The organism is Pseudomonas syringae pv. cilantro (assembly GCF_001293775.1).
GTDB classification, from domain to species: domain Bacteria; phylum Pseudomonadota; class Gammaproteobacteria; order Pseudomonadales; family Pseudomonadaceae; genus Aquipseudomonas; species Aquipseudomonas syringae_P.
On sequence record NZ_LGLN01000013.1, the window covers coordinates 364534 to 387797 of the forward strand.

Consider the following 23264-nt stretch of genomic DNA (forward strand, 5'->3'; position numbering starts at 1 on the left):
AAAAGAATCGGGAGCACAGCATCAAGCTTCAATGGCTGGTTATCAATGGCTGGTTGGGAATGTGGGGTTCATGAGGCGCTTACGCCCCGTCTCGCCGAAAAGCCAAATGAAACGTTGCTGGATCAGCTTCCCCGGATTCATACCAACCGAATGCTGACCATTTCATCACTTAAGCTGTCTTCGATAGCACGCTTTTAAATCGTGGCGAGATCAGAAGGCATATGCCGCTACTGATCGCAAGAAAGCCGCTTGCAAAGAAGACAAAGCCAATGGACGTGAAACTTGCCAGCCATGAACCGATTATCGGACCTATTACCATTACAGATATCATGATGCTTCTCGCACTTGCGCTTACCGTTCCAATGATTTCAACAGCGCACTGCTTTTGCATCGTCGTTACAAAAAAAAGCGCCGATATTGCGTAGAACGCTCCGTTAAAGACCCATAGAAAACACAACAGTGCCATGGGGGGAGTAAACCCAGCGAGGTAAATTGCGCCAGGAACGAAGACCGTAAATCCAAACCCACAAAGTGATGCCGCTGTTAATATTATTGGATTGAAAGATGAAAGATATTTTCTAAAGATAATGGCTCCTATGATGCCCCCTGAAGCAGTGCAGCTTACAATTACTCCGAAGCTGCCAGACGTAAAGCCGAGCTGTTTCAATAGTAACGCCAGTAAGGGATCGTAAATACCCAGGATTAGACTCTGTGTAAGTGCAACATAAAAAGCCAGCTTTAGGAAAAAATTCTTATGGATCGTGGCCAGTAGAAGTCTAAATCTGATAGGCTTTGATACAGTGCGATCAGCTGTAGCGAACGCTTTGGAAAACAGTGAAAACATGAGCAGTATCAGCATTCCAATGATCGCCAATACCGCAGAAAATAAAAAGCCAGATTGCGCGAAAAAAAACTGTGCCATTGTTGCGGCAATTAAAGGTGCTCCAATTTTTACCACTTGATCGACCACTGCAAGAAAACTTACTCCCGAGGCAATCTGGGCGTCTTTTAACGATAACTTCAATAATATCTGTTCCGCAGGTGTAGCAGCTAGATTGGATACGCCTTTAAAGAAAACGAATAACAAAAACAGTTCCCATGAAGGCGCAAATGCCAAGCCAATAGACGTCAAGCCTCGCGCGACATAACTAATATATAAGACTTTGACAGGGCTCGTTCGATCGGCTAATCGGCCGATGAAGGGACCAATAAGCAGGCCAGGTAATCCATAAAGTGCAGCCGTAGCTCCGACAGTAGTAGGGGTTGAATGCCAAAAGTACGAGGCTAGAGAGAAAATAAGAACAAAGTCAATCCATATAGCACAAGAACTAACGACCCTGGTGATAAGTACGACAAGGTATGCCGGTATCTTCAATAATCCAGTAGTAGTGCCACTTGTCATTGCCAAAATCCTTTTTTATAAACGCGCTGCCATGTATCACGAAGCCATCAAGTCCCGTTTTACGGCAATACGCTACCAGATCAGAATGATGGCAACCACCACCTTCCCCACCGCCTCCCACCCAACAAATCAATCGCCTCCCCAGCCCGCTCCAGCGGATAAACCGTCGATACCCACGGTTTCAGCTTCCCTTCTTCAAACCACGCAAACAACTGCTTGAAGTTTGCCGCGTTGTCCTGTGGCTGTCTCTGGGCAAACGAGCCCCAGTGCACGCCCACCACCGAGGCGCCTTTTAGTAGGGCAAGGTTGACGGGCAGGTCGGGGATGCGGCCGCTGGCGAAGCCGACGACCAGCAGGCGGCCGTTCCAGGCGATGGTGCGGATGGCCTGGTCGAAGAGGTCGCCGCCGACCGGGTCGTAGATCACGTCGGCGCCTGCGGTTCTGGCGACTTTCAGGTTCTCGGCGCTGCTGGAGGCGACACCGGGCATTATCGCCCAATGTCAAAAGAATCCGATGCGCAGATATGTGGATTATTTGCCGGAGAGTGTCAGGAAGGTGTTGTAGGGGGCTGGTCTGTTTTGAAGGCTTGTGTCGGTTTTACTTGATGCACTGTGCCGGGACCAAAACATCATTGCCTTGGTCCCGGCCTTGCAGGGGAACTCAGTGAGTCGCGCTCATAGTTTGAATCGCGTCAAGCTGTCGCATGTCGAGCGCCCCGTGAACGCTGATCGCATTCGAAAAGTCGGTGATCGCGATTTCGATAGATTCTTTCAATATCCTGATCGCACCTTCAACGTCTTGTGATACATCAGGCCCGAACGTTACCTGCACTGCATGGCGAGACTCCGCCTCACGAGTGCGGGCTTCTTCTGCCAAGCGCTGCGCAAACGCACGCTCGGCTTCCTCGATCTGGCGCTGGGCCAGTTGCAGTGCTGCTTCTCGGGTTCTCTGCTGCGCAGCTTGCTCTTCTGCCACTCTTTGCGCTGCCGCTTCAGTCTCGGCTTGTGCGCGAGCTGCTTCTTCTGCCTGGCGCCGGGCTGTTTCTTGAGCTTGACGCTCGGCTGCTTCCTGGGCCAAACGCTCAACGTGCTGCCGGTGCTGCTCTTTAATGCGAGCGTGCAACGATTCGAGGTTGGTTTTTAGTTCGTTTAAAAAGCGAATGCTTTCCATGTGAAACTGCGCGTATACCGTCATCGAGAAAAAATCAATAGGTATGATGCCAGTAAGGTTAAGAGAGTTCAGCCGAGCGTTCATCTCTATATCTGGCTTTGTCCACGGAGTAGCGTCCAACTCAATAGGTATATTGTCGATATGATCTTGACGTAACGGAGCGCGCTTGTTTGTGATCAGGCTATTAATGGCTTGTATATGTCGATCGGTTATGTCGATATATTCCAATCCTCCCCAGTCGCCAACCTGAGCAGCAAGTTCCGCTCGAAGGAAGTCGGGTAATTGCTGCAGATGATGATGTAATTCTTCCATGGGTGATTTCCCTTTTTATATAGTGTCTCGCCAATAGCGTGTTGGGTATCTAGCTTTTGAATCCAGGCTTGCCATTTTTTGCTCGCCATTCTTTTATGACTTTCAGGACTCCCTCTGGGCTGTCCTCTTGGCCTTCTTCAGGATAGAATATTACGTCAGACTGCGCAGGATGTTCGGTTATCCTAATGAAGTGCTGCAATAGCACGTCGACATAGGCTCCATATTCTTTTCCTTCAAGCTTATTGCGCTCAGGAGAAAACTCTCTTAAGAAATCGAGAAATTCTTCTTCGGTATAGTCTTCAAGTTTTTCTTTCATAATCATTGTGGTCGATTCCTATGGTGCGCTATATGTTGTTTCGGTGTCATGATAACTAGATTATCCATGTTATACACCGCTCCGCCGTTTGCAATTTCGTCTTTATGATGGATTTCGAATTTTGTACGTCGTCCTACTTGGTCTTCTAATTTTGGGTGCGGCGCGTTACCTGCCTTCATCAACTGAAGATTCCGTTGACTAAACTGTTGACTAATTTCTGAGTCATTTGCCACAGCTTTCCAGATGGCCTCTCTCTGACGGCCGAAATTGCTGAAACGGACCCCACGCAACTGATCTGCAACTTGTGAGGGAATTGGAGAGCCTTCAGCTTGAGTTCTAGCGTCTAGCCAGGTAGCTGTCACCGCCTCACCATACCCACTCGCAACCCCCGGAATCGACCTTGGGTCCTTGAACAGCAGGTAGGTGTTCGGCAGCCCTGAATCAATGGGGGAGATGAGAATGTAGTCATCGGGATCATCTCGATCAACCTCTGGGTAAGCCTCGAGCTCCGGTACAAAAGGTGTCACCGCAGCGCCTGGATCTGCCGGCAGCGCCGGTGGTCCCACGGGTGAGTGGGTCGAACTGTCCCCCGGTCGGTTTATTGGCGTCCATATCAGTGCCGGGGTGGACTCCCCGTCGCGGATAAATTCGTAGGAATTGTTCTCTGCGTTATAGGTGAACGTTCTTACACGCACTTTGGTGCCAACGTTCACACCATCCGCATCCACCCAGCGCACAGCGCCGCTTGTTCCAGCTTGGGTCGAGACCAAACGATGAGGGACGTCGAGCGTGCCTTTGACGCTGGCAACGTATTCCAGATCGATATGCGGCGGCAGGTTGAGCTGCGACAGGGGAGTGGCGACGACAGCAGGCGGCAGTTCTGCATCGCCCAACGGTTGTGGATACATCGCCAGCAACGTAACCAGATTGCTGCCCAGCGTTCTGGTCGCAATCCTGATGAGCTGGTCTTTCGCGATGTTGGTCGCGACGGTTCTGATGCTCGACGCTGTGCTAGTCGTTGCTGCTGGAGCGATAACTGACCACAGTTTGTCGACGCCGGCAGCCTGTCGGGATGATGTCCGCTCAGCGTCCTGACTCGCCGTTTTATTGGCCAGCGACAGCTCGGCATGACGAATGGACAGCGCTGCCGACTGCTCATTGAGCAGTGTGATCGACTCAGCAAGAAGTTTAGCTTCGTAGGTCTGAGATAAAGTGCTTATCCACGCCTCGTGAGCCTGATGTACGCGTGGAGGATCGCCTTGGCTGTAGTGCACAAGGTAGTTCAGATAATCCTTTGGTGTCGCATGATCAAGCTCTTGCCCAGTCAATTGCAAAGTTTGGACGAGGCGCTCTTCCAATAAGCTTTGTTTAGACGCGAGTAAATAGTTAATCCTGACTTTTTTGTGAAGTATCAGGTCGAGTAAATGTCGATCGCTTGAGTGATCGATATTCTGGTCTTAGCCAGACGCCATTTCTTCTTGAACAGTATTCGGCAGCGATGCGGAAGCCAGTAAATAGCTTTGTGCCAATCCAGAGTGTAGCGATGGATAGGTTGCTGTCAGCGTTTCAAGTGCTTGTCGATGGGCTTGATCCTTTTCAGCCTGTGCGCGCACTTGTGCTTCGATACGTGACCGCTCGGCAGCTTCTGCCATTGCCTGAGCATGTGCCTCAGCCTGTAATCTCAGTTGGTGAGCTGCATGTTCCGCTGCGTTACGTTCGGCCGTCGCTCTTGCCTCCGCTGCTTGTCGTCTTATTAGGCGTCTCAGCTGTTTATTAGTGATGCCTCTCCTGCGGCCGCGCCCAGGGCCTAGGCCGGTAGTGCTGGGTCCGCCGCCACCACCACCGACTCCAATGCTCCAGCCGGAGTTACCTCCATTATTCGCTTTATTAGCAGCTGCCTCAGCCGCTGCCCGGTCTGCAGACCCTAAATCTGGAATGGGCCAGTATTTTACATATATATGTTTTTCTTGGTCGTCTGCCATACAGTTCTCCTTGTTAGCTGTATGGCGACTAATTAATCCGCTTTTTCTCCGTTAGTGTGGTACATAAATATTTTTTTGCCTCATATGTGTATTACGAGTGTTAATTAATCAAAACCACCACCTTCCCCACCGCCCTGCGCCCCCCCAACAAATCAATAGCCTCCCCGGCCCTTTCCAGCGGATAAACCGTCGACACCAGCGGCTTCAACTTCCCCTCGCCAAACCACGCAAACAGCTGCTTGAAGTTCGCCACATTGTCCTGCGGTTGTCTCTGGGCGAATGAGCCCCAGAACACGCCCACCACCGAGGCGCCCTTGAGCAGCGTCAGGTTGACGGGCAGATCCGGGATGCGGCCGCTGGCGAAGCCGACGACCAGCAGGCGGCCGTTCCAGGCGATGGCGCGGATGGCCTGGTCGAAGAGGTCGCCGCCGACCGGGTCGTAGATCACGTCGGCGCCGTTGCCGTGGGTGAGGCGTTTGATTTCGTCCTTGAGGCTGGTTTCGCTGTAGTTGATGAGTTCGTCGGCGCCTGCGGTTCTGGCGACTTCCAGTTTCTCGGCGCTGCTGGCGGCGGCGATGACGCGCGCGCCGAGGGCTTTGCCGATTTCCACGGCGGCCAGGCCGACGCCGCCGGATGCGCCGAGCACCAGCAGTGTTTCGCCGGGTTGCAGGTTAGCGCGCTGTTTGAGGGCGTGCATGGAAGTGCCGTAGGTCATACTGAACGCGGCGGCGGTGGTGAAGTCCATGCCCTCCGGAATCGGCAGTACGTTGTAGTGCGGCACGGCGACCTGCTCGGCAAAGCTGCCCCACCCGGTAAGGGCCATGACCCGGTCGCCGGGTTTGAGGTGGGTGACTTTTTCACCGACGGCCGACACCACGCCCGCCGCTTCGCCGCCCGGCGAAAACGGAAAGGGCGGTTTGAACTGGTATTTGCCTTCAATGATCAGAGTGTCGGGGAAATTGACCCCGGCCGCGTGGACGTCGAGCAGGATTTCGTTCTTTTTGATCTCCGGGCCGGGGACGTCTTCAAGCACCAATGTGTTGGCGGGACCAAAGGCTTTGCAGAGCAGGGCTTTCATCGGGGCTATTCCTTTTCCGGTAATGGCCGATAAAGTCAGTTAACCGGGCGCACAGGTCAATAAGCATGGCCCTGCCTGATAAGCACACATAAGCTGTAAGCTGCGTGGCAAACCGTATTAAGGAGTGGACTGTGAAAGCGTGGATTCTGATATTGCTGGCCTTGTCGTTGCCCGCCATGGCGCAGGAAGAAGCCAAGGAAGAGGGCGGTCCTCCCAAAGCATCGTATGTTTCGCTGACGCCTCCGTTCGTGGGTAACTACGCACTGGATGGCGGCCCGAAACTGCGCGTTTATAAAGCCGATATCGCGTTGCGCGTAACCGGTGCCGACGCCGAAGCGGCGGTCAAACGCCATGACGCATTGATCCGCAATCAACTGGTGGCGCTGTTTACTCAGCAGACGGTCGATTCGATGAGCAGCGCCGAGGCGAAGGAAAATATTCGTCAGGAAGCACTCAAACAGGTTCAGCGCGTCATGAACGACGAAGAAGGCAAGCCGGTTGTCGAAGACTTGCTGTTCAACAACTTCATCGTTCAATAACGCGGATCAGCGCAGTGCCAGGATCGCCGACCACTGTTCGGCGGTCACCGGCATGACCGAAAGCCGGCTGCCTTTCTGCACCAGTGGCAGTTGTTCCAGTTGGCTTTGCTGTTTCAGATAACCCAGCCCCAGCACCTTCTTGAACATATCCACAAACTCGACGTCGATGGCGCTCCACGGGTTTTTCTCCGTGGTGGCCTTGGCATCGTGATAGTGACTGTCAGGGTCCAGCGCAGTGGGGTCCGGATAAGCCGCCTTGGCAATTTTGCCGATACCGGCGATGCCTGGCTCAGGGCAGCTGGAGTGATAGAAAAAGAATTCATCGCCCACTGCCATGCCCCTCAGGAAGTTACGCGCCTGATAATTACGCACGCCGTCCCAGCGGGCTTTACCCAGTTTTTGCAGGTCGCTGATCGAGAATTCGTCAGGCTCGGACTTCATCAGCCAGTAGGCCATTGCGGGTGCTCCAGAAACATAAAGTTTGCCGTAGGGCGAAAAGTTGTATGACAAACCGACAGTCGGCTTGTGCCAGTATTTGCGTACTGGTTCACGTTACCGCAAAATGCCGCCCTTCAAAGTTCCACGTTGCTGCACAGTTCTCGAAAGACCGCTGTGGACAGCGTATTGATTTGCCTATGGAGGGCAGTCGTTGAAACGCAAGCCTGATTTACTCTGGATTCTGGTTATTCTGTTTGGCTTGGGTGTCGTGACAACCGGTTATGCGCAGAGTTTATGGACCACCAAGGAAGATGCTCCTGTCGAAATCACCCAGCAGCAACAGAAAGTCCCAGGCAGGCATTAAGCCCTGCTTCTGCTCTGGTCGTTGAGCACTTCAAACGATCAGAGCGCGCTCTTCAGTGCCATCAGTCAGACACCTTCGCTCAAATACCAGTGTTTATCAGACAGCGTGCCCTGCAGCGGTACATCCCAACTGGCCTGCGCCAGTCGATCCACTTTCTGACACTCATGCGCCAGCCCCAGTAAAACGGGTTTGCGCCAGGCTTTTCTGCGCGCCAGATAAGCCAGGCTGCGGTCATAGAAACCACCGCCCATGCCCAGACGCCCGCCCTGATCGTCAAACCCGACCAGCGGCATCAGTACCAGATCGAGTGCCCAGATTTTACGTTGCTTCGCCCGGTCGATGCGCGGCTCGGGAATGCGAAAGCGGTTGGGCATGAATCGCTCACCGGGGCGCACGCGCTGGAACACCATGCGCGTGCGCGGCCATGCATTGAGGACCGGCAGGTAAGTGGCCTTGCCGCGACGCTGGGCTTCGCGCAACAGCAGGCGTGGGTCGATCTCGCCATCCATCGGCAGATACAGCGATACATGCCGGGCGCGTCGGAACAGAGGGTGTTGGGCCAACTGACGATAGATGTCACGCGCCGCCTGACGCTGCTGACCATGACTCAGCGACCTGCGTGCATGGCGCAGTTGGCGACGCAGTTGCAGGCGTGTGAGCGATTGGGCGCTGATCATGAGAGAGAGGTCATGCAGGCTGATCCGAGAGGTAAAAACCAGAGCTGGATCGTCATTGCCAGACAGGTCGTCCGGCAATGCATTGAATAAGGACTCCCCGACGAACCGCTGTCGGTGTAGCCCTTGAACCCGAAAGTTCAAGGTGGAGATTGCAGGAGGTTTTAAGGCTTTCCGTCGAGCGGACATGCACACCAACCCCAACGTGCAACCCCCGTGGTTGTGCGTATCGGCTCAGGGACATGACCGACTGGCAAGCACTCCAGGGAGCGGCGCAAGTATACAGAAATGCCCCACAATAATCAGCCCCGAGTTGAGCCTGGTGTGCCGGGCGTGTCCGTGGACAGCACCAGATCGACCTTATCGAGCAGGTCGCGGACCTGTTCGCGGGTCGATCCGCTGGTCTGCACGTCAGGCACGTGCTCCTTGTGCAACAGGTCGTGAGTGATGTTCAGGGCAGCCATCACGGCGATGCGATCAGCGCCGATAACTTTGCCGCTGCTGCGAATTTCACGCATCTTGCCATCGAGGTAGCGCGCGGCGCTGACCAGGTTGGTGCGCTCTTCCTGAGGGCAAATGATCGAGTATTCCTTGTCGAGGATCTGAACGGTAACGCTGTTGCCATTGCTCATGAGTCTTGCTCCAGGGCTTTGAGGCGCGAAATCATTGACTCGACCTTCTGCCGGGCGATTTCGTTCTTTTCAATGAGTTGGGCGCGTTCCTCGCGCCAGGATTTTTCCTGAGCTAATAGGAGTGCGTTTTCGCCTTTAAGTTGCTCGGCGAACTTCAGGAGCAGCTCTACACGTTTCATCAGCGCTTGCAGGTCGGTGTCTTCCATTGTTTTCCACTGAGTACTTTCTGATGAATGGCAGGGGAGGCGATGCTCATGCTCAAGCCAGAACCGCCGTCCGGGTGATCTTGTCGCGCGGATAGTCTAGGATACAAGGCCTTCATTCTAGACATTGCGCCGTTTGGCGACCAGCACATGCCCATTCAGAATTCTCCGTACAAAGCATTCGCCACATTACTCAACAGTGGCGGTCATCAAGTCTCCCCCGCCGAGCTGCACGGTCTGTTGCTGGGCCGCAGTTGTGCGGGTGCCGGTTTCGACAACGAAGGCTGGTTCGCCGACGCCTCGGTGCTGCTCGAAACCGAGCCGCAGGATAACATCCGCGCCGCGCTTGTCGGCTTGCAAGAGATGGCCAAAAGCGAACTCACCGGCGAAGACATGACCGTTGTGCTGTTGCTGCCGGGCGACGACGAACCGCTGACCGAGCGCGCTGCCGCATTGGGCCAGTGGTGTCAGGGTTTCCTGTCAGGTTTTGGTCTGGGCATTGGTGACAAGACGCTCGGCAGCGAAGCCAGAGCCGTTCTCGAAGACCTGGCAGCCATCGCTCAGGTTCAGGATGCGCTGGAAGAGTCCGAAGACGGCGAGACCGACTACATGGAAGTCATGGAGTATATGCGCGTAGCGCCGTTGCTGCTCTTCACCGAGTTCAACGAGCCGGCCGCGCCGGAACCCAAGCCTTCCCTGCACTGACCGACAGCAATCACTGCGACACCGGTCCGGGCTGATACCGCCCTGGCCGGCAGACTCCATCAGGACTCAAGCTGCCAATGATTCAGATCCCTAAGTCCGAATACGCCCGCCGCCGCAAGGCGCTGATGGCTCAGATGGAGCCGAACAGCATCGCGATTCTGCCCGCCGCTGCGGTGGCTATTCGTAATCGGGATGTCGAGCACGTGTACCGGCAGGACAGCGACTTTCAGTACCTGAGCGGCTTTCCCGAGCCCGAAGCGGTGGTCGTGCTGATTCCCGGACGCGAGTACGGCGAGTACGTTCTGTTCTGCCGCGAGCGCAACCCCGAGCGCGAGCTGTGGGATGGTCTGCGCGCCGGGCAGGAAGGTGCGATTCGCGATTTTGGCGCGGACGATGCGTTCCCGATCAGCGACATCGACGACATTTTGCCGGGCCTGATCGAAGGCCGCGACCGAGTGTATTCGGCGATGGGCAGCAACCCTGAGTTCGACCGGCACGTCATGGACTGGATCAACGTGATCCGCTCCAAGGCGCACCTCGGCGCGCAGCCGCCCAAAGAGTTCGTGGCGCTGGATCACCTGCTGCACGACATGCGTCTGTACAAGTCGGCGGCGGAAATCAAAGTCATGCGCCATGCGGCGGAAATCTCCGCGCGTGCCCATGTGCGTGCAATGCAGGCCTGTCGCGCCGGTCTGCATGAGTTCAGCCTGGAAGCCGAGCTGGATTATGAATTCCGCAGGGGCGGGTCGAAGATGCCGGCCTACGGCTCCATCGTCGCCTCGGGGCGCAACGGCTGCATCCTGCATTACCAGCAGAACGACGCGGTGCTCAAGGACGGCGATCTGGTGCTGATCGACGCGGGCTGCGAAATTGACTGTTACGCCAGCGACATCACCCGTACCTTTCCAGTGAGTGGCAGGTTTTCACCCGAGCAGAAAGCCATTTATGAGCTGGTGCTGAAATCGCAGTACGCCGCCTTTGACGCCATCGGCCCGGACAAACACTGGAACCAGGCGCACGAAGCGACGGTCCAGGTTATTACCGCCGGGCTGGTCGAGCTTGGCCTGCTGCAAGGCGATGTCGCGCAATTGATCGAAAGCGAGGCCTACAAGGCTTTTTACATGCACCGCGCCGGGCACTGGCTGGGCATGGACGTGCATGATGTAGGCGAATACAAGGTCGGCGGCGAGTGGCGAGTATTGGAGGCCGGCATGACGCTGACCGTCGAACCCGGGATTTACATATCCCCCGATAATCTGGATGTCGCGAAGAAATGGCGAGGTATTGGTGTGCGAATCGAGGATGACGTGGTGGTAACCCGGCGGGGCTGTGAAATCCTGTCCGGCGGCGTGCCCAAGACCGTCGCCGAGATCGAGGCGCTGATGGCTGGCGCACAGGAGCCCATCGTATGAGCCGGTTCAATATCGCAATCGTTGGCGGAGGGCTGGTAGGCGCAAGCCTCGCCCTTGCGCTACAGGCCGGTGCCAAGGCTCGGGGCTGGAGCATCGTGCTGATCGAGCCGTTTGCTCCGGGCGAAAGCTGGCAACCCAGTTATGACGCACGCTCGTCTGCATTGTCGTTCGGCGCTCGGCGTATCTACGAGCGGCTCGGCGTCTGGCAGCAGATTGCACGGCGTGCCGAGCCGATTCTGCAAATCCAGGTTTCGGACCGCGGGCGCTTTGGCGCGACCCGTCTTGCGGCGATTGAAGAAGGCGTGCCCGCGCTCGGCTATGTCGTGGAAAACGCCTGGCTGGGTCAGGCGCTCTGGGCCGCTCTGGACCGAGATGTCGTCAGTTGGCGCGTGCCGGCAGAGGTCAAGCAGATGCACCCGCTGCCTGACGGCTATCGCCTGACGCTGAACGATGAGACCGAGCTGGAGTGTGATCTGGCCGTGCTCGCCGACGGCGGTCGTTCCAGCCTGCGTGAGCAACTGGGCGTCGGTGTGCGCCAGCGGCCTTACGACCAGAGCGCTCTGATCGCCAACATCACGCCGAGCGAAGCTCATTGCGGGCAGGCTTTCGAGCGTTTTACCGACGATGGCCCGATGGCCTTGTTGCCATTGCCGGACAACCGCTGCGCGTTGGTCTGGACCCGTCCGGGAAATGACACCCAGCGTCTCGCCGATCTCGATGACCGGCGTTTTCTTGAAGAACTGCAGGGCGTGTTTGGCTACCGCCTGGGCACGCTGCGGCAGGTCGGGGCGCGCTATGTCTACCCGTTGGCGCTGGTCGAAGCCGAAGAGCAGGTGCGCTCGCATCTGGTGATCCTGGGCAACGCAGCGCACAGCCTGCATCCAATCGCCGGGCAGGGGTTCAATCTGTCGCTGCGGGACGCCGATGCGCTGGCCGAGACGCTGCTCGACAGTGATGCCCCGCTGGGTGATCTGCCGACCTTGCAGCGCTACCGCGAACGTCAGTTTATGGATCAGCAGTTGACCGTCGGTTTCTCCGACAAGGTGACGCGCCTGTTCGGCAGCACTCAGTCGGCAGTGGCCACGGGACGTAATCTGGGATTGCTGGGCCTTGATCTGCTGCCGGTCGCCAAACGCTGGTTCGCCCGTCAGGCGATGGGGCTGGGGACTCGAACCGATGTGTGACGCACGCCCTTTAAATACCTGGCTTCGGCCGCAAGCGAGAACGGTTTGAGCATGGAAACACGCGCGGATGTGCTGATTATCGGAGCCGGCATGGTCGGCAGCGCCCTTGCACTGGCCTTGCAGGGCAGTGGCCTGGACGTGCTGGTGGTCGATGGCGGGCCGCTGAGCGTCAAACCCTTCGACCCGCAATCGACATTCGAGCCGCGGGTCAGCGCCCTCTCGGCTGCCAGCCAGCGCATTCTGCAACGCCTGGACGTGTGGGAAGGCATCGCTGCGCGGCGCATCAGCCCGTATGCGCACATGCATGTCTGGGATGGCAGCGGCACCGGGCAGATTCACTTTTCGGCCTCCAGCGTGCACGCCAATGTACTGGGGCATATCGTCGAAAATCGCGTGGTGCAGGACGCGCTGCTTGATCGCCTGCATGACAGCGATATCGGCTTGCTGGCCAATTCGCGACTTGAGCAGATGCGCCATTCAGGCGATGACTGGCTGCTGACTCTGGCAGACGGCCGCTTGTTGCGCGCACCTCTTGTGGTTGCGGCCGACGGCGCGAACTCCGCTGTGCGCCGTCTGACGGAAACGCCGACGCGAGAGTGGGATTACCAGCACCACGCGATCATTACCAGCGTGCGCACGGCCGACTCGCACAGGAAAACCGCCTGGCAGCGTTTCACCGATGACGGCCCGCTGGCGTTTCTGCCGCTGGATCGTGAGGGTGAGCACTGGTGCTCCATCGTCTGGTCGGTCACGCCGGCTGAGGCCGAGCGTCTGATGGTGCTGGACGACGATCTGTTTTGTCGCGAGCTGGAAAGCGCGTTCGAGGGGCGACTTGGTCAGGTCATGACTGCCGACGCGCGTCTGTGTGTGCCGCTGCGTCAGCGTCATGCCAAGCGCTACGTCGCCAAGGGGCTGGCCCTGATTGGCGACGCCGCGCACACCATCCATCCGCTGGCCGGGCAGGGCGTGAACCTCGGTTTTCTCGATGCTGCGGTGCTGGCCGAGGTGCTGACTCATGCTGCCCGGCGTGGCGAGCGTTGGTCGGATGTGCGCGTGCTGGGGCGCTATGAGCGCCGTCGCATGCCGCACAACCTGACGCTGATGGCGGCGATGGAAGGTTTCGAACGCCTGTTCCAGGCCGATCCGCTGCCCCTGCGCTGGCTGCGCAACGCCGGTTTGAAAATGGTCAACCAGATGCCGGAAGCCAAGGCACTGTTTGTGCGCGAAGCATTAGGGCTGTCCGGGGATCTGCCGGAACTGGCGCGGATTGATGCTCGTTAGGGCATCACTCCACAGCCCAATGGCGTTACGCCTGTTCAAGATCGGACGCGGAGCGTCGCACGATAGTCGCCTTACCGCACCAGCCCATTGCGGTACTGCTCCGGCGTCAGCCCGGTCCAGCGTTTGAACGCGCGGCTCAGGCTGTCGGTGTCGCCGAAGCCCAGCAAATACGCGACTTCGCTCAGTGAAGTCTGTGGCTCGCTCATGTGCAGCAGTGCCAGGTTCTGGCGGCATTGATTGAGCAGCAGGTCGTAACAGCATCCTTCATCCGCCAGGTGCCGCTCCAGGCTGCGCGGGCTCAGGTGCAGGGCTTCGGCGATGCTTTGCGCAGTGGGCTCGCCATCCGGCAGCAGGGTTTCGATCGCCGAGCGCACGCGCTGCTCCCAGATCAGCGATGGCAGCGGGTCGCCGTTGGTGTTGTGCTCGGTCAGCTGAATCGGGCCGTCGTGCAGATGGCCGTCGAAATCATCAGCGCCAAATTGCAGCATGTTTTCTCCTGCCGAGAAATTCAGCGCTGAGCGAAACAGATCGTGCCAGGGCTGCGGGTTGTCGGGCGCCGGCCGTTGCAGGTGTACGGCGAGGGGCGCGTAACCTCTGCCGAGCCGATTGCGACAGGTACGCAGGTAAATTGCGGCGAATGCATCCAGCAGCTCATGGATGGGCGACGGACAGGATTTCGGCGCGCTGAAACGAAACTCATAACGCTCGCCGGCTGCCCTGAAATCCAGCTCCAGCGAGTCTTCGGCCACCGAGTGGTAACGCACGATGCGTTCGAATACCTCGCGCAATGAGCCACTGGCAACCAGCGTATAGCCCAGCGCATGGAAGGTGGTCGGGCTGACAAACCTTGATACACGCAGCCCCAGGGTCGGATCGAGACTGGTTTGCACCGCGAGTTCCCAGAGCAGGGCAGTGGTGGCTGCCGGAAACTGCGCATCCGGATCATCAAGCTGGCGCAGGTCGATACCTGCGCTCTGGCACAGCGCGTTGCTGTCCGCGCCTAGCGCATCGAGTTGTTTGCGCAGAGCGCGTGTCCAGCTGGCGAGACTGCTTGGCTCAGGCATGTGAGCACCCTTCCTGGATTGGGTTGTCGTTCAACGTCGGCGCACTGCCGACAGAGCATCAAGAGACATTCCCTTGCCCGATGCCCCCTCAGAGAATGAAAGCTTTTGTGACAGTTGTGCAAGCCCCCTGATGCAATTCCTGAATCTTTACAGGTCGCGCTCGTTTGGCCACCTCGGCCGGTAGCGGCTGCGTATGACGTTGCCTTCAGAAAGTGGCGTTGCAAAAAGCTGAATTTTTTCGAGTCGTCGTATAACTAGGTGTTTCGGTGTCAAGTGGTCTGTCGTCGCCAAAGGCTTCATACGGGCGCTATAGGCTTTTCTGCTGATTGACACTGCCGTCCCAAGTGACTATAAGTGCGTTATGTTGTACGACAACATATGGCTTTTAAAAAATTACAACCATAAAAATAATTCAAAGAGTGACAGGCTCATGATCAACCTTCTCATCCGCGCATTCCCTAAGCCAGAATGGCTCTCTAAATCAGCTTTAACCCACGAAAAGCAGCGAAATTCGTCGATAGGCCTCTGTCGAGCAATCGAAACCTAACGTTACATAAAATAAGCCGCCTCACGGTTTTGGCCGCGGGACGCTCATCGCCAATCTAAAAATAAACAGGGTGAAGAGATGAAAGTAAAAGGCATCCGGTGGTGGATGGTCGGGCTGGTCACGGCCGGTCTGGTCGTCAACTACCTCGCACGTAACACGCTGTCCGTTGCAGCGCCCACGCTCATGAGCGAGTTGAGCATTTCTACCGAGCAGTACGCGCATATCGTCGTCGCCTGGCAGGTGTGCTACGCGATCATGCAACCGGTGGCGGGTTACATCATCGATGCCATCGGCACCAAGATGGGCTTTGCGATTTTTGCAGTGGCCTGGTCGGCGGCCTGCGCTGCGGCCGCGTTTGCAACCGGCTGGCAGAGCCTGGCGATCTTCCGTGGCATGCTCGGCCTGACCGAAGCGGCGGGCCTGCCAGCGGGCGTCAAGGCGACCACCGAATGGTTTCCCGCCAAAGAACGTTCGGTCGCCATTGGCTGGTTCAACATCGGCTCATCGTTCGGCGCCTTGCTGGCGCCGCCGCTGGTGGTCTGGGCGATTCTGCAAAGCGGCTGGGAGCTGGCATTTTTGATTGTCGGCGGCCTGGGCATTGTGTGGAGTGGACTGTGGCTGTTGCTGTACAAGCACCCGCGTGACCAGAAACGTCTGGGCGATGCCGAGCGCGATTACATCCTCAGCGGCCAGGAATCACGCCTCAAGGATGCCCCTGCTCAAAAAGGCAGTTGGAAACGGCTGTTCAAAAACCGCAACTTTTATGCGATTGCCTCGGCACGCATCCTCTCCGAGCCCGCCTGGCAGACTTTCAATGCGTGGATTCCGCTGTACCTGATGACCGAGCGTCACATGAACATCAAGGAAGTGGCGATGTTCGCCTGGCTGCCGTTTCTGGCAGCGGATATCGGCTGTGTGCTGGGCGGTTATCTCAGCCCGCTGTTCCACAAATACTGCAAGGTTTCGCTGTTCACCTCGCGCAAGATGGTCATGCTGTTCGGTTGCTCTTGCATGATCGGACCGGCCTGCATCGGCCTGGTCGAAAGCCCCTACACTGCGATCGCGTTGTTGTGTGTGGGCGGCTTCGCTCACCAGACCCTGTCGGGTGCGCTGTACTCGATCACCTCGGACTCATTCGGTAAAAACGAAGTCGCGACAGCCACCGGCATGGGCGGGATGTTCGGCTTTTTTGGTGCCGCAGCGTTCACAATGGTATTCGGCGTGCTGGTCACCAAAATCGGCTACAGCCCGCTGTTTGTAGTGCTGGCGATCTTCGATCTGATCGCGGCGATTGTGGTGTGGAACGTCGCCCGCGAAGTCCCGCAGACAGAAGAGCCAGTGATGCTGAACCCTGCCGAGCCAGGCATTCGCCCGGTTCCAGCGACATGAGGCACGTCGTATTCCTGTCATGAAATGCGGTTAATCTTTGCTCTGAAAGTGATTTTGTTAAGGGCCGCTCCTCGAAGGCAGGGAGTGGTCCTTTTTTTTGCCTGTGACTTCATATTCATTTTGGGAATTAATAAATAGCTTCTTATTCCTTAGCGGATATAGCTTCACTCCCTATACTCGCCTCATGAACGCATACGTGCAGGAGGCGAATCCATGCATAACGAGTCGATCCGGTATCTGATCGTGCCAGGCTGGCAAGGGTCTCCTGATGATCATTGGCAGACCCACTGGCAAAACAGCCTGCCCAACAGCACCCGCGTGGAGCAGGCCGACTGGCTCAAGCCCCGCCGTGAAGACTGGGTGGGCGAGTTGCAACGCACGATTGCCGAGCATGACACGCCCGTGATCCTGATCGCTCACAGCCTGGGGTGCGTGACGGTTGCGCATTGGGCGCAGTTGGCGCCACTGGAAACCCTGCGTCAGGTGCAGGGCGCACTGCTGGTTGCGCCTGCCGACGTAGAACGTCCGAACTGCCCGCCTGCGCTACGCAATTTCGCACCTGTACCGACCGACCTGCTGCCGTTTCCGACGCAGATTGTCTGCTCTGACAACGATCCTGCGGTCAGCTCCCAGCGGGCCATGGAGATGGCACGGCACTGGGGCGCCGAACTCGGATTTCTCAGTCAGGCCGGGCATATCAACGTCAAATCCGGTCATCAACGCTGGGAACAGGGTTTCGCCTACCTGTACCGACTGCAAAGCCGTCTGGAGCAGCACTCGCGTCGTCGCGCATGACCGGGCTATTTTTTTACAAGGCCCGTCGGGTCCTGTCTTTTTAACGCTTGAGCCGTCGCAAGGGCTCAGGCGGGAGTGTGTCATGAGCCTTCAAGAAACCTTCGGTCAGCCGCTGCTGACCTTCCCCGATGCGGAAAAAAGCCCCCTCAGCATTCGCGCCAAGGCACTGGTGTTCATTGATCCACGCTCACGTCGGTTGCGCGAGGAAATGGAGCAGCTGGCGCCGCGTTCATTGCCGGTTCTTATCCGTGGCGAGTCCGGGACCGGCAAGGAGTTGCTGGCGCGGCACATCCATCGCGGCAGTGATCGCGCGGGTTTGTTCGTGTCGGTGAACTGCGGGGCGATCAGCCCGACTTACGCGGATGCCGAGCTGTTCGGCTACGCGGCGGGTGCCCACAGCGGCACGGTCAGCAGCCGGGCAGGCTGGTTTGGTTCAGCGAATGGCGGCACGTTGTACCTCGATGAGATTGGTGACTTGCCGCTGCCGATTCAGGTCAAGCTGCTCGCCGCGCTGGAAAATCACGAAGTCACCCGGGTCGGTGCGCACCAACCCAGCCCGGTCGACGTGCGCCTGGTCGCTGCCACCAGCATCGATCTGGCGCAGGCAGTGGCCGCCGGCAAATTCCATGAGCGGCTTTATCACTACCTGAGCGAAGGACGGCTCGATCTGCCTGCGCTTCGCGAGCAACCGGGTAACATCCTGCCGCTGGCCGAGTATTTTGTCGGCATTTACAGCCAGCGTTTGAACCTGCCGGTGCAGCTGATCAGCGAGTCTGCGCAGCGCGTACTTGAGGCTCATAGCTGGCCGGGCAACACCCGAGAACTGGAAAACGTCATTCATTTTGCGCTGCTGGTCAGCAGTGGCGACGAGATCCAGGCCGAACACATCAACCTGCCGGACATCGCCAGCCCGCTGACCCTGATCGAGCGCCAGGCAAAGGTATTGATCAGCCGCGGGGATCGCGAGCAGCTGTCTGCGCTACGGCAATTGCTGGAAAGCGTGACGTCGCAGCTGGAGCAAAGCCCTGCGTGACGGTTTGAGACAAAAAGATATAACTACTCGATTAAAAAGTATTTTCTCGGAATATAAAAACTAGGTAATGTCAGCATGATGTTGCCGCAGTCGATCAGTCTGCCGCAAATCATTGAATAATAAGGCGTCATTTCCGGATGACGCGGTCGGATTTTCCTTAAGGACACCGCATGAAAAAGACGTTTCTGATGACCGCTCTGGCGGCTGCGTTCTCGATTGGCCTGGCACACGCAGGCGAAAAGCTGGTGGTCGGCGCGACGCCTGTGCCCCATGCGGAAATCCTTGAGCTGATCAAGCCAACCCTGGCCAAAGAAGGTGTCGACCTGGAAATCAAGGTCTTCACGGACTACGTGCAGCCTAACGTCCAGTTGAGCGAGAAGCGTCTGGACGCCAACTACTTCCAGACCAAGCCGTATCTGGATGGCTTCAACAAGGGCAAGGGCACCAACCTGGTGACGGGTGTTGGCGTGCACGTCGAACCGTTTGGTGGCTATTCCAAGAAGTACAAGAGCGTGAAAGATCTGCCTGAAGGCGCAACCATCGCCATTCCAAACGAAGGCAGCAACGCAGGTCGTGCGCTGATCCTGCTGGACAAGAACGGTCTGATCACACTCAAGGACAAGAACAATGCCTTGTCCACGCCAAAGGACATTGCTGCCAACCCGCATAACTTCAAGTTCCGCGAACTGGAATCGGCTGTATTGCCACGTGCTTTGGGCCAGGTTGACCTCGCTCTGATCAACACCAACTACGCGCTGGAAGCCAAGCTCAATCCGAAGAAAGACGCGCTGATCATCGAAGGCCCGGATTCGCCCTACGTGAACTTCCTCGTCACTCGCGAAGACAACGCCCACACCGATGCCATCGAGAAACTTTCGAAAGCGCTGACCAGCCAGCAAGTCAAAGACTTCATCAACAAGAAGTACGAAGGCGCCGTATTGCCCGCGTTCTGATTACTGGATTGAAGAGCGGCCCCATGTGTCGATGCGGGGCCGTTATTCAAGACCGGACGCAGAGCGTCCAGAACGGCATGCCGACGTGGAGCGTCGCACAATAGTTCACAAGCCTCGTGATCATTCCTCCCGCTCCAGCATTCAAAGCTATACACAAGCCTCATGAGCGCGACCTCCCGCTCCAGTGGGAGCGGACTTATCCGCGAAGACGGTCGTTCAAACGACGCATTCCAACGTCAAGACCGGACGCAGAGCGTCCAGAACGGCATGCCAACCCGTCACCTCACGCCGGCACGCAAACCCCTGTGCCTTTCAGGCCGCAGTAGCCCTGCGGGTTCTTGGCCAGGTATTGCTGGTGGTATGCCTCAGCGAAGTACACCGTCGGCGCTTCCTCGACTTCAGTGGTGATTTCGCCCAGACCCACCTTGCTCAGTTCAGCCTGGAATGCCTCGGCACTGGCCTTGGCGGTGGCGAGCTGCTCAGGTGTTGTGCAATAGATCACCGAGCGGTATTGAGTACCGATATCGTTGCCCTGACGCATGCCCTGGGTCGGGTTGTGCGCTTCCCAGAACACTTTGAGGAGTGATTCATAACTGATTTTCTCAGGCTCGTAGACGACCAGCACCACTTCGGTGTGCCCGGTCAGGCCAGAGCAGACTTCCTCATAGGTCGGGTTCGGCGTAAACCCGCCCGCGTAACCCGCTACGGTGCTCACGACACCTTCCTGTTGCCACAGGCGACGTTCTGCGCCCCAGAAGCAACCCATTCCGAAGATGGCGAATTCGACGTTACTCGAGAACGGACCCAGCAGCGGATTGCCGTTGACGAAGTGAGTTTCCGGCAGCGCCATAGGTGTTTCACGCCCCGGCAGAGCTTGTTCGGCAGTAGGCAGTACGTTTTTGTTCACTAGAATTTCCGAGCGCAGAGTCATGAACCGTATCCTCTCTATTTAGAGACAGGCAGCAAGCCCGGGACGGATGAATAGAGTTACATAGGTCCCGTTACACGTAGAAACAAGGGCTGCCGTGTAAAAACAGATTAACAGTGTGCCCGAGTGAGCAAGGTGCAGGGAAGCTGGTCAGGCGGACGGCCGACGAGGGTAACGTTGCAGTTTTTCGATCAGCTCTTCGCCGGGGATTGGCTTGTCGAACAGGTAACCCTGGCCGACATCGCAACGATGGCGACGCAGAAACGCCAGCTGGGCGGCGGTTTCGATGCCTTCGGCAACCACTTTGAGCTTGAGGTTGTGAGCCATGGCGATGACCGCCGAGGTGATTTCCATATCGTCTTCATCATCCGGAATATCGCGGATGAAGCTGCGATCGATCTTGATCACATCGATGGGGAATTTCTTCAGGTAACTGAACGACGAATAGCCGGTGCCGAAGTCATCCATGGCCAGAGACAGGCCCAGTTTCTTCAGTGAGTCGAGCTGCTGGCGGGTGTCTTCGGTCGCTTCCAGCAGCAGGCCTTCGGTCAGTTCCAGCTCCAGCAGCGAGGGATCGAGCGCTTCTTCTCGGAGAATTGCGGCAATCGACGACACCAGCTCCGGGTCGGAGAACTGCTTGGGCGAGACGTTGATCGCCACTTGCAGATGACCGAAGCCCGCAGCAGTCAGATCCTTGCTCATGCGGCACGACTGGCGGGCGACCCATTTGCCGATAGGAATGATCAGCCCGGTTTCTTCCGCCACGCTGATGAACTGATCCGGTCGAATCATGCCTTTTTCGGGATGATTCCAGCGCAGCAGCGCCTCCATGCCCAGCAGGCGTCCGGTCAGCAGGCACAGTTTCGGCTGGTAGAACACCTCCAGCTCGTTCTGGGTCAGGGCGCGGCGCAGGTTGTTTTCGACGAACAGCTTGTAGCTGGCTTCGGCATTCAGTGCTTCGGTGAACACTTGAACCTGATGCTTGCCGTTGGCTTTGGCCTTGTGCAGCGCCAGCCCGGCGTTTTTCATCAGGGTCTGCGGGTCGCGGCCATGCAATGGAGCGCACGCCAGGCCCACCGAGCCCGTAACGCTGATCAACTGGTTATCGACGAACATCGGCTTGTCCAGCGTCGCCAGAACCTCGGCGGCAGTCGTCTGCCCGGCTTCCTGACCGGTATTGTCCAGCAGCACGGCAAATTCGTTACTGGCGAAGCGCGCCAGTACATCGGTCGGGCTCAGCGTGTTGCGCAGGCGGCGCGCAAGGCTGATCAGCAGTTTGTCGCCGGTCTGGTGACCCAGGCTGTCGTTGATGCGCTTGAAGTTGTCGATGTCGACCAGCAGCAGGCTCATCGGTGTGTCAGTGTCGCGGGCAAAGCGTTCGTCCAGATTGCGGATGAACGCCGGCCGATTGCCGAGGTTGGTCAGGTTGTCGGTGTAAGCCAGACGCTCGATGCGCTGCTGAGCCAGTTTGCTCTCGGTGATGTCTTCGTAAATGCCGATGTAGTGCGTCAGCTCGCGTGTGTCGCTGTAGACCTTGGATATCGACAGCTGGCCCCAATAGGGTTCGAGGTTCTTGCGGCGGCTTTTGAATTCGCCCTGCCAGCTGTTGCTGGTGGTCAGGCTGGAATTGGCTTCCAGAAGCAACTGATTGAGATTTTCCAGTGCCGGCAATTCCGAGAGTTTACGCCCGGAAACCTCCTCGGAACTGTATTGAGTGATGGCCGTGAAGCTGGGGTTCACGTACTCGACCACGCCATCACAGTTGACCAGCAGAAACGCGTTGGCACTCTGTTCGACCGCACGCTGGAACAGATGCAGCGCGTTGGTCGCGGCCCGACGGTTGTGGTTGTTGATCACCTGCGCGAACTGGTCAGCCAGTTCGCCAGCGAAGGCGATCTCGTCGGACTGCCATTCACGTGTCGAGCCGGTCTGTTCCAGGCACAGCACGCCCACCACCTGCCCGTCGATACGAATGCTGGCGTCCAGCACGGCACGGTTTTCCAGAGGGGTCAGGCTTTCGGCCATTTCCCGGGTGCGCGGGTCAGTCTGGATATTGCCAGCGTCAATGGCTCTGCTGGTGTGCAAGGCCTGGAGATACGATGGATAAGGACTGATATCGATCGGCGTGCGCGTCCGATAATCACCGCTCTCCCGGTCATAGTCAGTAATCGGTTCCAGGCGCTTGTCGTTCAGGTTCCAGAGACTGACATGGTCGACATCGTAGATATCGCAGGCGCTTCGGGTGATCAGCTGTGCCGCCTCAAGCAGGGTGTTGGCGGTGGTGTAGCGATGCCGGGTCAGGCGCAGGATCAGGTCCTGCTGGGCGCGCACCCGCTCAAGGTGTGCGAACTGGTCACGCTGGGCACGCTGATTGAGCTCCAGTGCAATCTGCAATCGGGAGTTGCGGGTTTCCAGATCGGAATCGACAGGTTGCTCGCTTTCGATGACTTGCTCGTCGACGATCATGAAATAGCCGCGCAGCAAGTGACGGTTGTGCTGCTTGTAGGCTTCGCCTATTTCCAGCAGGCCCAGCGGACCTTTGGGCGTATGCAGGGTGTAGCGAATCAGGTAATTCGGCGATGATGACAGTTGCAGTTGAACGTTGTCGTGTAATTGATAGCGTACTTCCGGCTCCATGAGACTGGCATAAGGGGATCCAATCAAGGCGCAAAGGTCAACGGCGGGCAGTCCGAACTGCTTTTCGCAATTTGGATCGAGGAACAATAGCGCCCAATTGGCTTCATTCAGCCTCTCGAAACGCAGCATTCCCAGGCGCGAGGGCACTGGCAATTGCGTCACTACCTCGGCTGCGGTTCTACCGGCAGCATCGGTTTGGCTTTTCATGAACAAACTCGCTTCCCGA

At 57.4% G+C, this 23264-nt stretch carries 22 protein-coding genes, 1 other RNA gene and 3 pseudogenes; 12 read left to right on the forward strand and 14 right to left on the reverse strand.

Going from position 1 to position 23264, the window contains the following annotated elements; genetic code table 11:
- Nucleotides 1-198 (forward strand): hypothetical protein (locus ABJ99_RS28950; RefSeq protein ID WP_230080977.1); only part of this gene is annotated, 198 nt, incomplete at its 5' end.
- Here the strand turns inward: ABJ99_RS28950 and ABJ99_RS03005 are convergent.
- Both ABJ99_RS03005 and ABJ99_RS03010 read right to left on the reverse strand, forming a co-directional pair.
- Nucleotides 170-1402 carry an MFS transporter gene (locus ABJ99_RS03005; RefSeq protein ID WP_054084545.1) on the reverse strand — a complete coding sequence of 411 codons (1233 nt, stop codon included), beginning with the start codon at nucleotides 1400-1402 and terminating at the stop codon, nucleotides 170-172. The genes ABJ99_RS28950 and ABJ99_RS03005 overlap by 29 nt on opposite strands.
- Before the next feature lie 80 nt (nucleotides 1403-1482).
- Nucleotides 1483-1878, reverse strand: a pseudogene (locus ABJ99_RS03010) (zinc-binding dehydrogenase); the annotation flags it as partial.
- Between ABJ99_RS03010 and ABJ99_RS29695 the strand changes: the two are divergent.
- Nucleotides 1868-1966: pseudogene (locus ABJ99_RS29695) on the forward strand (energy transducer TonB); the annotation flags it as partial. The pseudogenes ABJ99_RS03010 and ABJ99_RS29695 overlap by 11 nt on opposite strands.
- 96 nt (nucleotides 1967-2062) lie before the next feature.
- Here ABJ99_RS29695 and ABJ99_RS03015 read toward each other — a convergent pair.
- The 4 genes and pseudogenes from ABJ99_RS03015 to ABJ99_RS03030 all read right to left on the reverse strand — a co-directional run bounded on the left by ABJ99_RS03015 (nucleotide 2063) and on the right by ABJ99_RS03030 (nucleotide 6260).
- Complete coding sequence (locus ABJ99_RS03015; protein WP_054084546.1) at nucleotides 2063-2884, reverse strand: hypothetical protein; 822 nt, start codon at nucleotides 2882-2884, stop codon at nucleotides 2063-2065.
- Between the two features lie 49 nt (nucleotides 2885-2933).
- The gene (locus ABJ99_RS03020; protein ID WP_054084547.1) at nucleotides 2934-3206 is read right to left on the reverse strand and encodes a bacteriocin immunity protein; all 273 of its coding nucleotides are present in this window, start codon (nucleotides 3204-3206) and stop codon (nucleotides 2934-2936) included.
- Nucleotides 3203-4852, reverse strand: a pseudogene (locus ABJ99_RS03025) (S-type pyocin domain-containing protein). The gene ABJ99_RS03020 and the pseudogene ABJ99_RS03025 overlap by 4 nt, the downstream one beginning before the upstream one ends.
- 430 nt (nucleotides 4853-5282) lie before the next feature.
- Nucleotides 5283-6260, reverse strand: coding sequence for an NADPH:quinone oxidoreductase family protein (locus ABJ99_RS03030; RefSeq protein ID WP_054084549.1), 978 nt, complete (start codon nucleotides 6258-6260; stop codon nucleotides 5283-5285).
- A 131-nt stretch (nucleotides 6261-6391) separates the two neighbouring features.
- Between ABJ99_RS03030 and ABJ99_RS03035 the strand changes: the two genes are divergently transcribed.
- Complete coding sequence (locus ABJ99_RS03035; protein ID WP_007248136.1) at nucleotides 6392-6799, forward strand: flagellar basal body-associated protein FliL; 408 nt, start codon at nucleotides 6392-6394, stop codon at nucleotides 6797-6799.
- 6 nt (nucleotides 6800-6805) lie between these two features.
- On the opposite strand, the gene ABJ99_RS03040 is transcribed toward ABJ99_RS03035, so the two are convergent.
- Entirely contained in the window at nucleotides 6806-7255 is a 450-nt protein-coding gene (locus ABJ99_RS03040; RefSeq protein ID WP_054084550.1) for an EVE domain-containing protein, read from the reverse strand.
- A 193-nt stretch (nucleotides 7256-7448) separates the two neighbouring features.
- On the opposite strand from ABJ99_RS03040, the gene ABJ99_RS03045 reads away from it, so the two are divergent.
- Entirely contained in the window at nucleotides 7449-7601 is a 153-nt protein-coding gene (locus ABJ99_RS03045; protein ID WP_007248134.1) for a hypothetical protein, read from the forward strand.
- Between the two features lie 65 nt (nucleotides 7602-7666).
- On the opposite strand, the gene ABJ99_RS03050 is transcribed toward ABJ99_RS03045, so the two are convergent.
- The 4 genes from ABJ99_RS03050 to ABJ99_RS03060 all read right to left on the reverse strand — a co-directional run bounded on the left by ABJ99_RS03050 (nucleotide 7667) and on the right by ABJ99_RS03060 (nucleotide 9113).
- Nucleotides 7667-8278, reverse strand: a complete 612-nt coding sequence (locus ABJ99_RS03050) for a 5-formyltetrahydrofolate cyclo-ligase (RefSeq protein WP_054084551.1) — start codon at nucleotides 8276-8278, stop codon at nucleotides 7667-7669.
- Between the two features lie 90 nt (nucleotides 8279-8368).
- A non-coding RNA gene (gene ssrS, locus ABJ99_RS26520) (6S RNA) lies at nucleotides 8369-8547 on the reverse strand.
- 30 nt (nucleotides 8548-8577) lie between these two features.
- On the reverse strand, nucleotides 8578-8907 hold the full coding sequence (locus tag ABJ99_RS03055; protein ID WP_054084552.1) for a cell division protein ZapA: 330 nt from the start codon (nucleotides 8905-8907) through the stop codon (nucleotides 8578-8580).
- Nucleotides 8904-9113, reverse strand: a complete 210-nt coding sequence (locus ABJ99_RS03060; protein ID WP_007248131.1) for a TIGR02449 family protein — start codon at nucleotides 9111-9113, stop codon at nucleotides 8904-8906. The genes ABJ99_RS03055 and ABJ99_RS03060 overlap by 4 nt, the downstream gene beginning before the upstream one ends.
- Before the next feature lie 147 nt (nucleotides 9114-9260).
- Between ABJ99_RS03060 and ABJ99_RS03065 the strand changes: the two genes are divergently transcribed.
- The 4 genes from ABJ99_RS03065 to ABJ99_RS03080 all read left to right on the forward strand — a co-directional run bounded on the left by ABJ99_RS03065 (nucleotide 9261) and on the right by ABJ99_RS03080 (nucleotide 13692).
- Nucleotides 9261-9815: a YecA/YgfB family protein gene (locus ABJ99_RS03065; protein WP_054084553.1), complete on the forward strand. Its 555-nt coding sequence runs from the start codon at nucleotides 9261-9263 to the stop codon at nucleotides 9813-9815.
- Between the two features lie 77 nt (nucleotides 9816-9892).
- Nucleotides 9893-11227 carry a Xaa-Pro aminopeptidase gene (pepP, locus tag ABJ99_RS03070; RefSeq protein WP_054084554.1) on the forward strand — a complete coding sequence of 445 codons (1335 nt, stop codon included), beginning with the start codon at nucleotides 9893-9895 and terminating at the stop codon, nucleotides 11225-11227.
- On the forward strand, nucleotides 11224-12411 hold the full coding sequence (ubiH, locus tag ABJ99_RS03075) for a 2-octaprenyl-6-methoxyphenyl hydroxylase (RefSeq protein ID WP_054084555.1): 1188 nt from the start codon (nucleotides 11224-11226) through the stop codon (nucleotides 12409-12411). The genes pepP and ubiH overlap by 4 nt, the downstream gene beginning before the upstream one ends.
- A 51-nt stretch (nucleotides 12412-12462) precedes the next feature.
- A complete protein-coding gene (locus tag ABJ99_RS03080; RefSeq protein WP_054084556.1) occupies nucleotides 12463-13692 on the forward strand; it encodes a 2-octaprenyl-3-methyl-6-methoxy-1,4-benzoquinol hydroxylase in 1230 nt (409 codons plus the stop codon).
- Nucleotides 13693-13763: 71 nt separating this feature from the next.
- Here the strand turns inward: ABJ99_RS03080 and ABJ99_RS03085 are convergent, their stop codons facing one another.
- A complete protein-coding gene (locus tag ABJ99_RS03085) occupies nucleotides 13764-14756 on the reverse strand; it encodes an AraC family transcriptional regulator (RefSeq protein ID WP_054084557.1) in 993 nt (330 codons plus the stop codon).
- A 652-nt stretch (nucleotides 14757-15408) separates the two neighbouring features.
- On the opposite strand from ABJ99_RS03085, the gene ABJ99_RS03090 reads away from it, so the two are divergent.
- The 4 genes from ABJ99_RS03090 to ABJ99_RS03105 all read left to right on the forward strand — a co-directional run bounded on the left by ABJ99_RS03090 (nucleotide 15409) and on the right by ABJ99_RS03105 (nucleotide 19473).
- Nucleotides 15409-16692 carry an MFS transporter gene (locus tag ABJ99_RS03090; RefSeq protein ID WP_054084558.1) on the forward strand — a complete coding sequence of 428 codons (1284 nt, stop codon included), beginning with the start codon at nucleotides 15409-15411 and terminating at the stop codon, nucleotides 16690-16692.
- Nucleotides 16693-16905: 213 nt separating this feature from the next.
- A complete protein-coding gene (locus ABJ99_RS03095; protein ID WP_054084559.1) occupies nucleotides 16906-17487 on the forward strand; it encodes an alpha/beta hydrolase in 582 nt (193 codons plus the stop codon).
- A gap of 82 nt (nucleotides 17488-17569) precedes the next feature.
- Nucleotides 17570-18520 carry a sigma 54-interacting transcriptional regulator gene (locus tag ABJ99_RS03100; protein ID WP_054084560.1) on the forward strand — a complete coding sequence of 317 codons (951 nt, stop codon included), beginning with the start codon at nucleotides 17570-17572 and terminating at the stop codon, nucleotides 18518-18520.
- A gap of 170 nt (nucleotides 18521-18690) precedes the next feature.
- Nucleotides 18691-19473, forward strand: coding sequence for a MetQ/NlpA family ABC transporter substrate-binding protein (locus ABJ99_RS03105; RefSeq protein ID WP_054084561.1), 783 nt, complete (start codon nucleotides 18691-18693; stop codon nucleotides 19471-19473).
- A 283-nt stretch (nucleotides 19474-19756) separates the two neighbouring features.
- Here ABJ99_RS03105 and msrA read toward each other — a convergent pair whose 3' ends face one another.
- Together msrA and ABJ99_RS03115 are read right to left on the reverse strand one after the other, a co-directional pair.
- A complete protein-coding gene (msrA, locus tag ABJ99_RS03110; RefSeq protein ID WP_054084562.1) occupies nucleotides 19757-20404 on the reverse strand; it encodes a peptide-methionine (S)-S-oxide reductase MsrA in 648 nt (215 codons plus the stop codon).
- A 147-nt stretch (nucleotides 20405-20551) separates the two neighbouring features.
- On the reverse strand, nucleotides 20552-23245 hold the full coding sequence (locus ABJ99_RS03115) for a sensor domain-containing phosphodiesterase (protein ID WP_054084563.1): 2694 nt from the start codon (nucleotides 23243-23245) through the stop codon (nucleotides 20552-20554).
- Nucleotides 23246-23264 lie beyond the last annotated feature (19 nt).

Coding starts and splice junctions, on each gene's coding strand:
- ABJ99_RS03015 (WP_054084546.1), bottom strand. CDS start 2,884: ATGGAAGAATTACATCATCATCTGCAGCAATTACCCGACTTCCTTCGA.
- ABJ99_RS03020 (WP_054084547.1), bottom strand. CDS start 3,206: ATGATTATGAAAGAAAAACTTGAAGACTATACCGAAGAAGAATTTCTC.
- ABJ99_RS03055 (WP_054084552.1), bottom strand. CDS start 8,907: ATGAGCAATGGCAACAGCGTTACCGTTCAGATCCTCGACAAGGAATAC.
- ABJ99_RS03030 (WP_054084549.1), bottom strand. CDS start 6,260: ATGAAAGCCCTGCTCTGCAAAGCCTTTGGTCCCGCCAACACATTGGTG.
- pepP (WP_054084554.1), top strand. CDS start 9,893: ATGATTCAGATCCCTAAGTCCGAATACGCCCGCCGCCGCAAGGCGCTG.
- msrA (WP_054084562.1), bottom strand. CDS start 20,404: ATGACTCTGCGCTCGGAAATTCTAGTGAACAAAAACGTACTGCCTACT.
- ABJ99_RS03050 (WP_054084551.1), bottom strand. CDS start 8,278: ATGATCAGCGCCCAATCGCTCACACGCCTGCAACTGCGTCGCCAACTG.
- ABJ99_RS03085 (WP_054084557.1), bottom strand. CDS start 14,756: ATGCCTGAGCCAAGCAGTCTCGCCAGCTGGACACGCGCTCTGCGCAAA.
- ABJ99_RS03005 (WP_054084545.1), bottom strand. CDS start 1,402: ATGACAAGTGGCACTACTACTGGATTATTGAAGATACCGGCATACCTT.
- ubiH (WP_054084555.1), top strand. CDS start 11,224: ATGAGCCGGTTCAATATCGCAATCGTTGGCGGAGGGCTGGTAGGCGCA.
- ABJ99_RS03105 (WP_054084561.1), top strand. CDS start 18,691: ATGAAAAAGACGTTTCTGATGACCGCTCTGGCGGCTGCGTTCTCGATT.
- ABJ99_RS03100 (WP_054084560.1), top strand. CDS start 17,570: ATGAGCCTTCAAGAAACCTTCGGTCAGCCGCTGCTGACCTTCCCCGAT.
- ABJ99_RS03040 (WP_054084550.1), bottom strand. CDS start 7,255: ATGGCCTACTGGCTGATGAAGTCCGAGCCTGACGAATTCTCGATCAGC.
- ABJ99_RS03095 (WP_054084559.1), top strand. CDS start 16,906: ATGCATAACGAGTCGATCCGGTATCTGATCGTGCCAGGCTGGCAAGGG.
- ABJ99_RS03080 (WP_054084556.1), top strand. CDS start 12,463: ATGGAAACACGCGCGGATGTGCTGATTATCGGAGCCGGCATGGTCGGC.
- ABJ99_RS03060 (WP_007248131.1), bottom strand. CDS start 9,113: ATGGAAGACACCGACCTGCAAGCGCTGATGAAACGTGTAGAGCTGCTC.
- ABJ99_RS03065 (WP_054084553.1), top strand. CDS start 9,261: ATGCCCATTCAGAATTCTCCGTACAAAGCATTCGCCACATTACTCAAC.
- ABJ99_RS03115 (WP_054084563.1), bottom strand. CDS start 23,245: ATGAAAAGCCAAACCGATGCTGCCGGTAGAACCGCAGCCGAGGTAGTG.
- ABJ99_RS03090 (WP_054084558.1), top strand. CDS start 15,409: ATGGTCGGGCTGGTCACGGCCGGTCTGGTCGTCAACTACCTCGCACGT.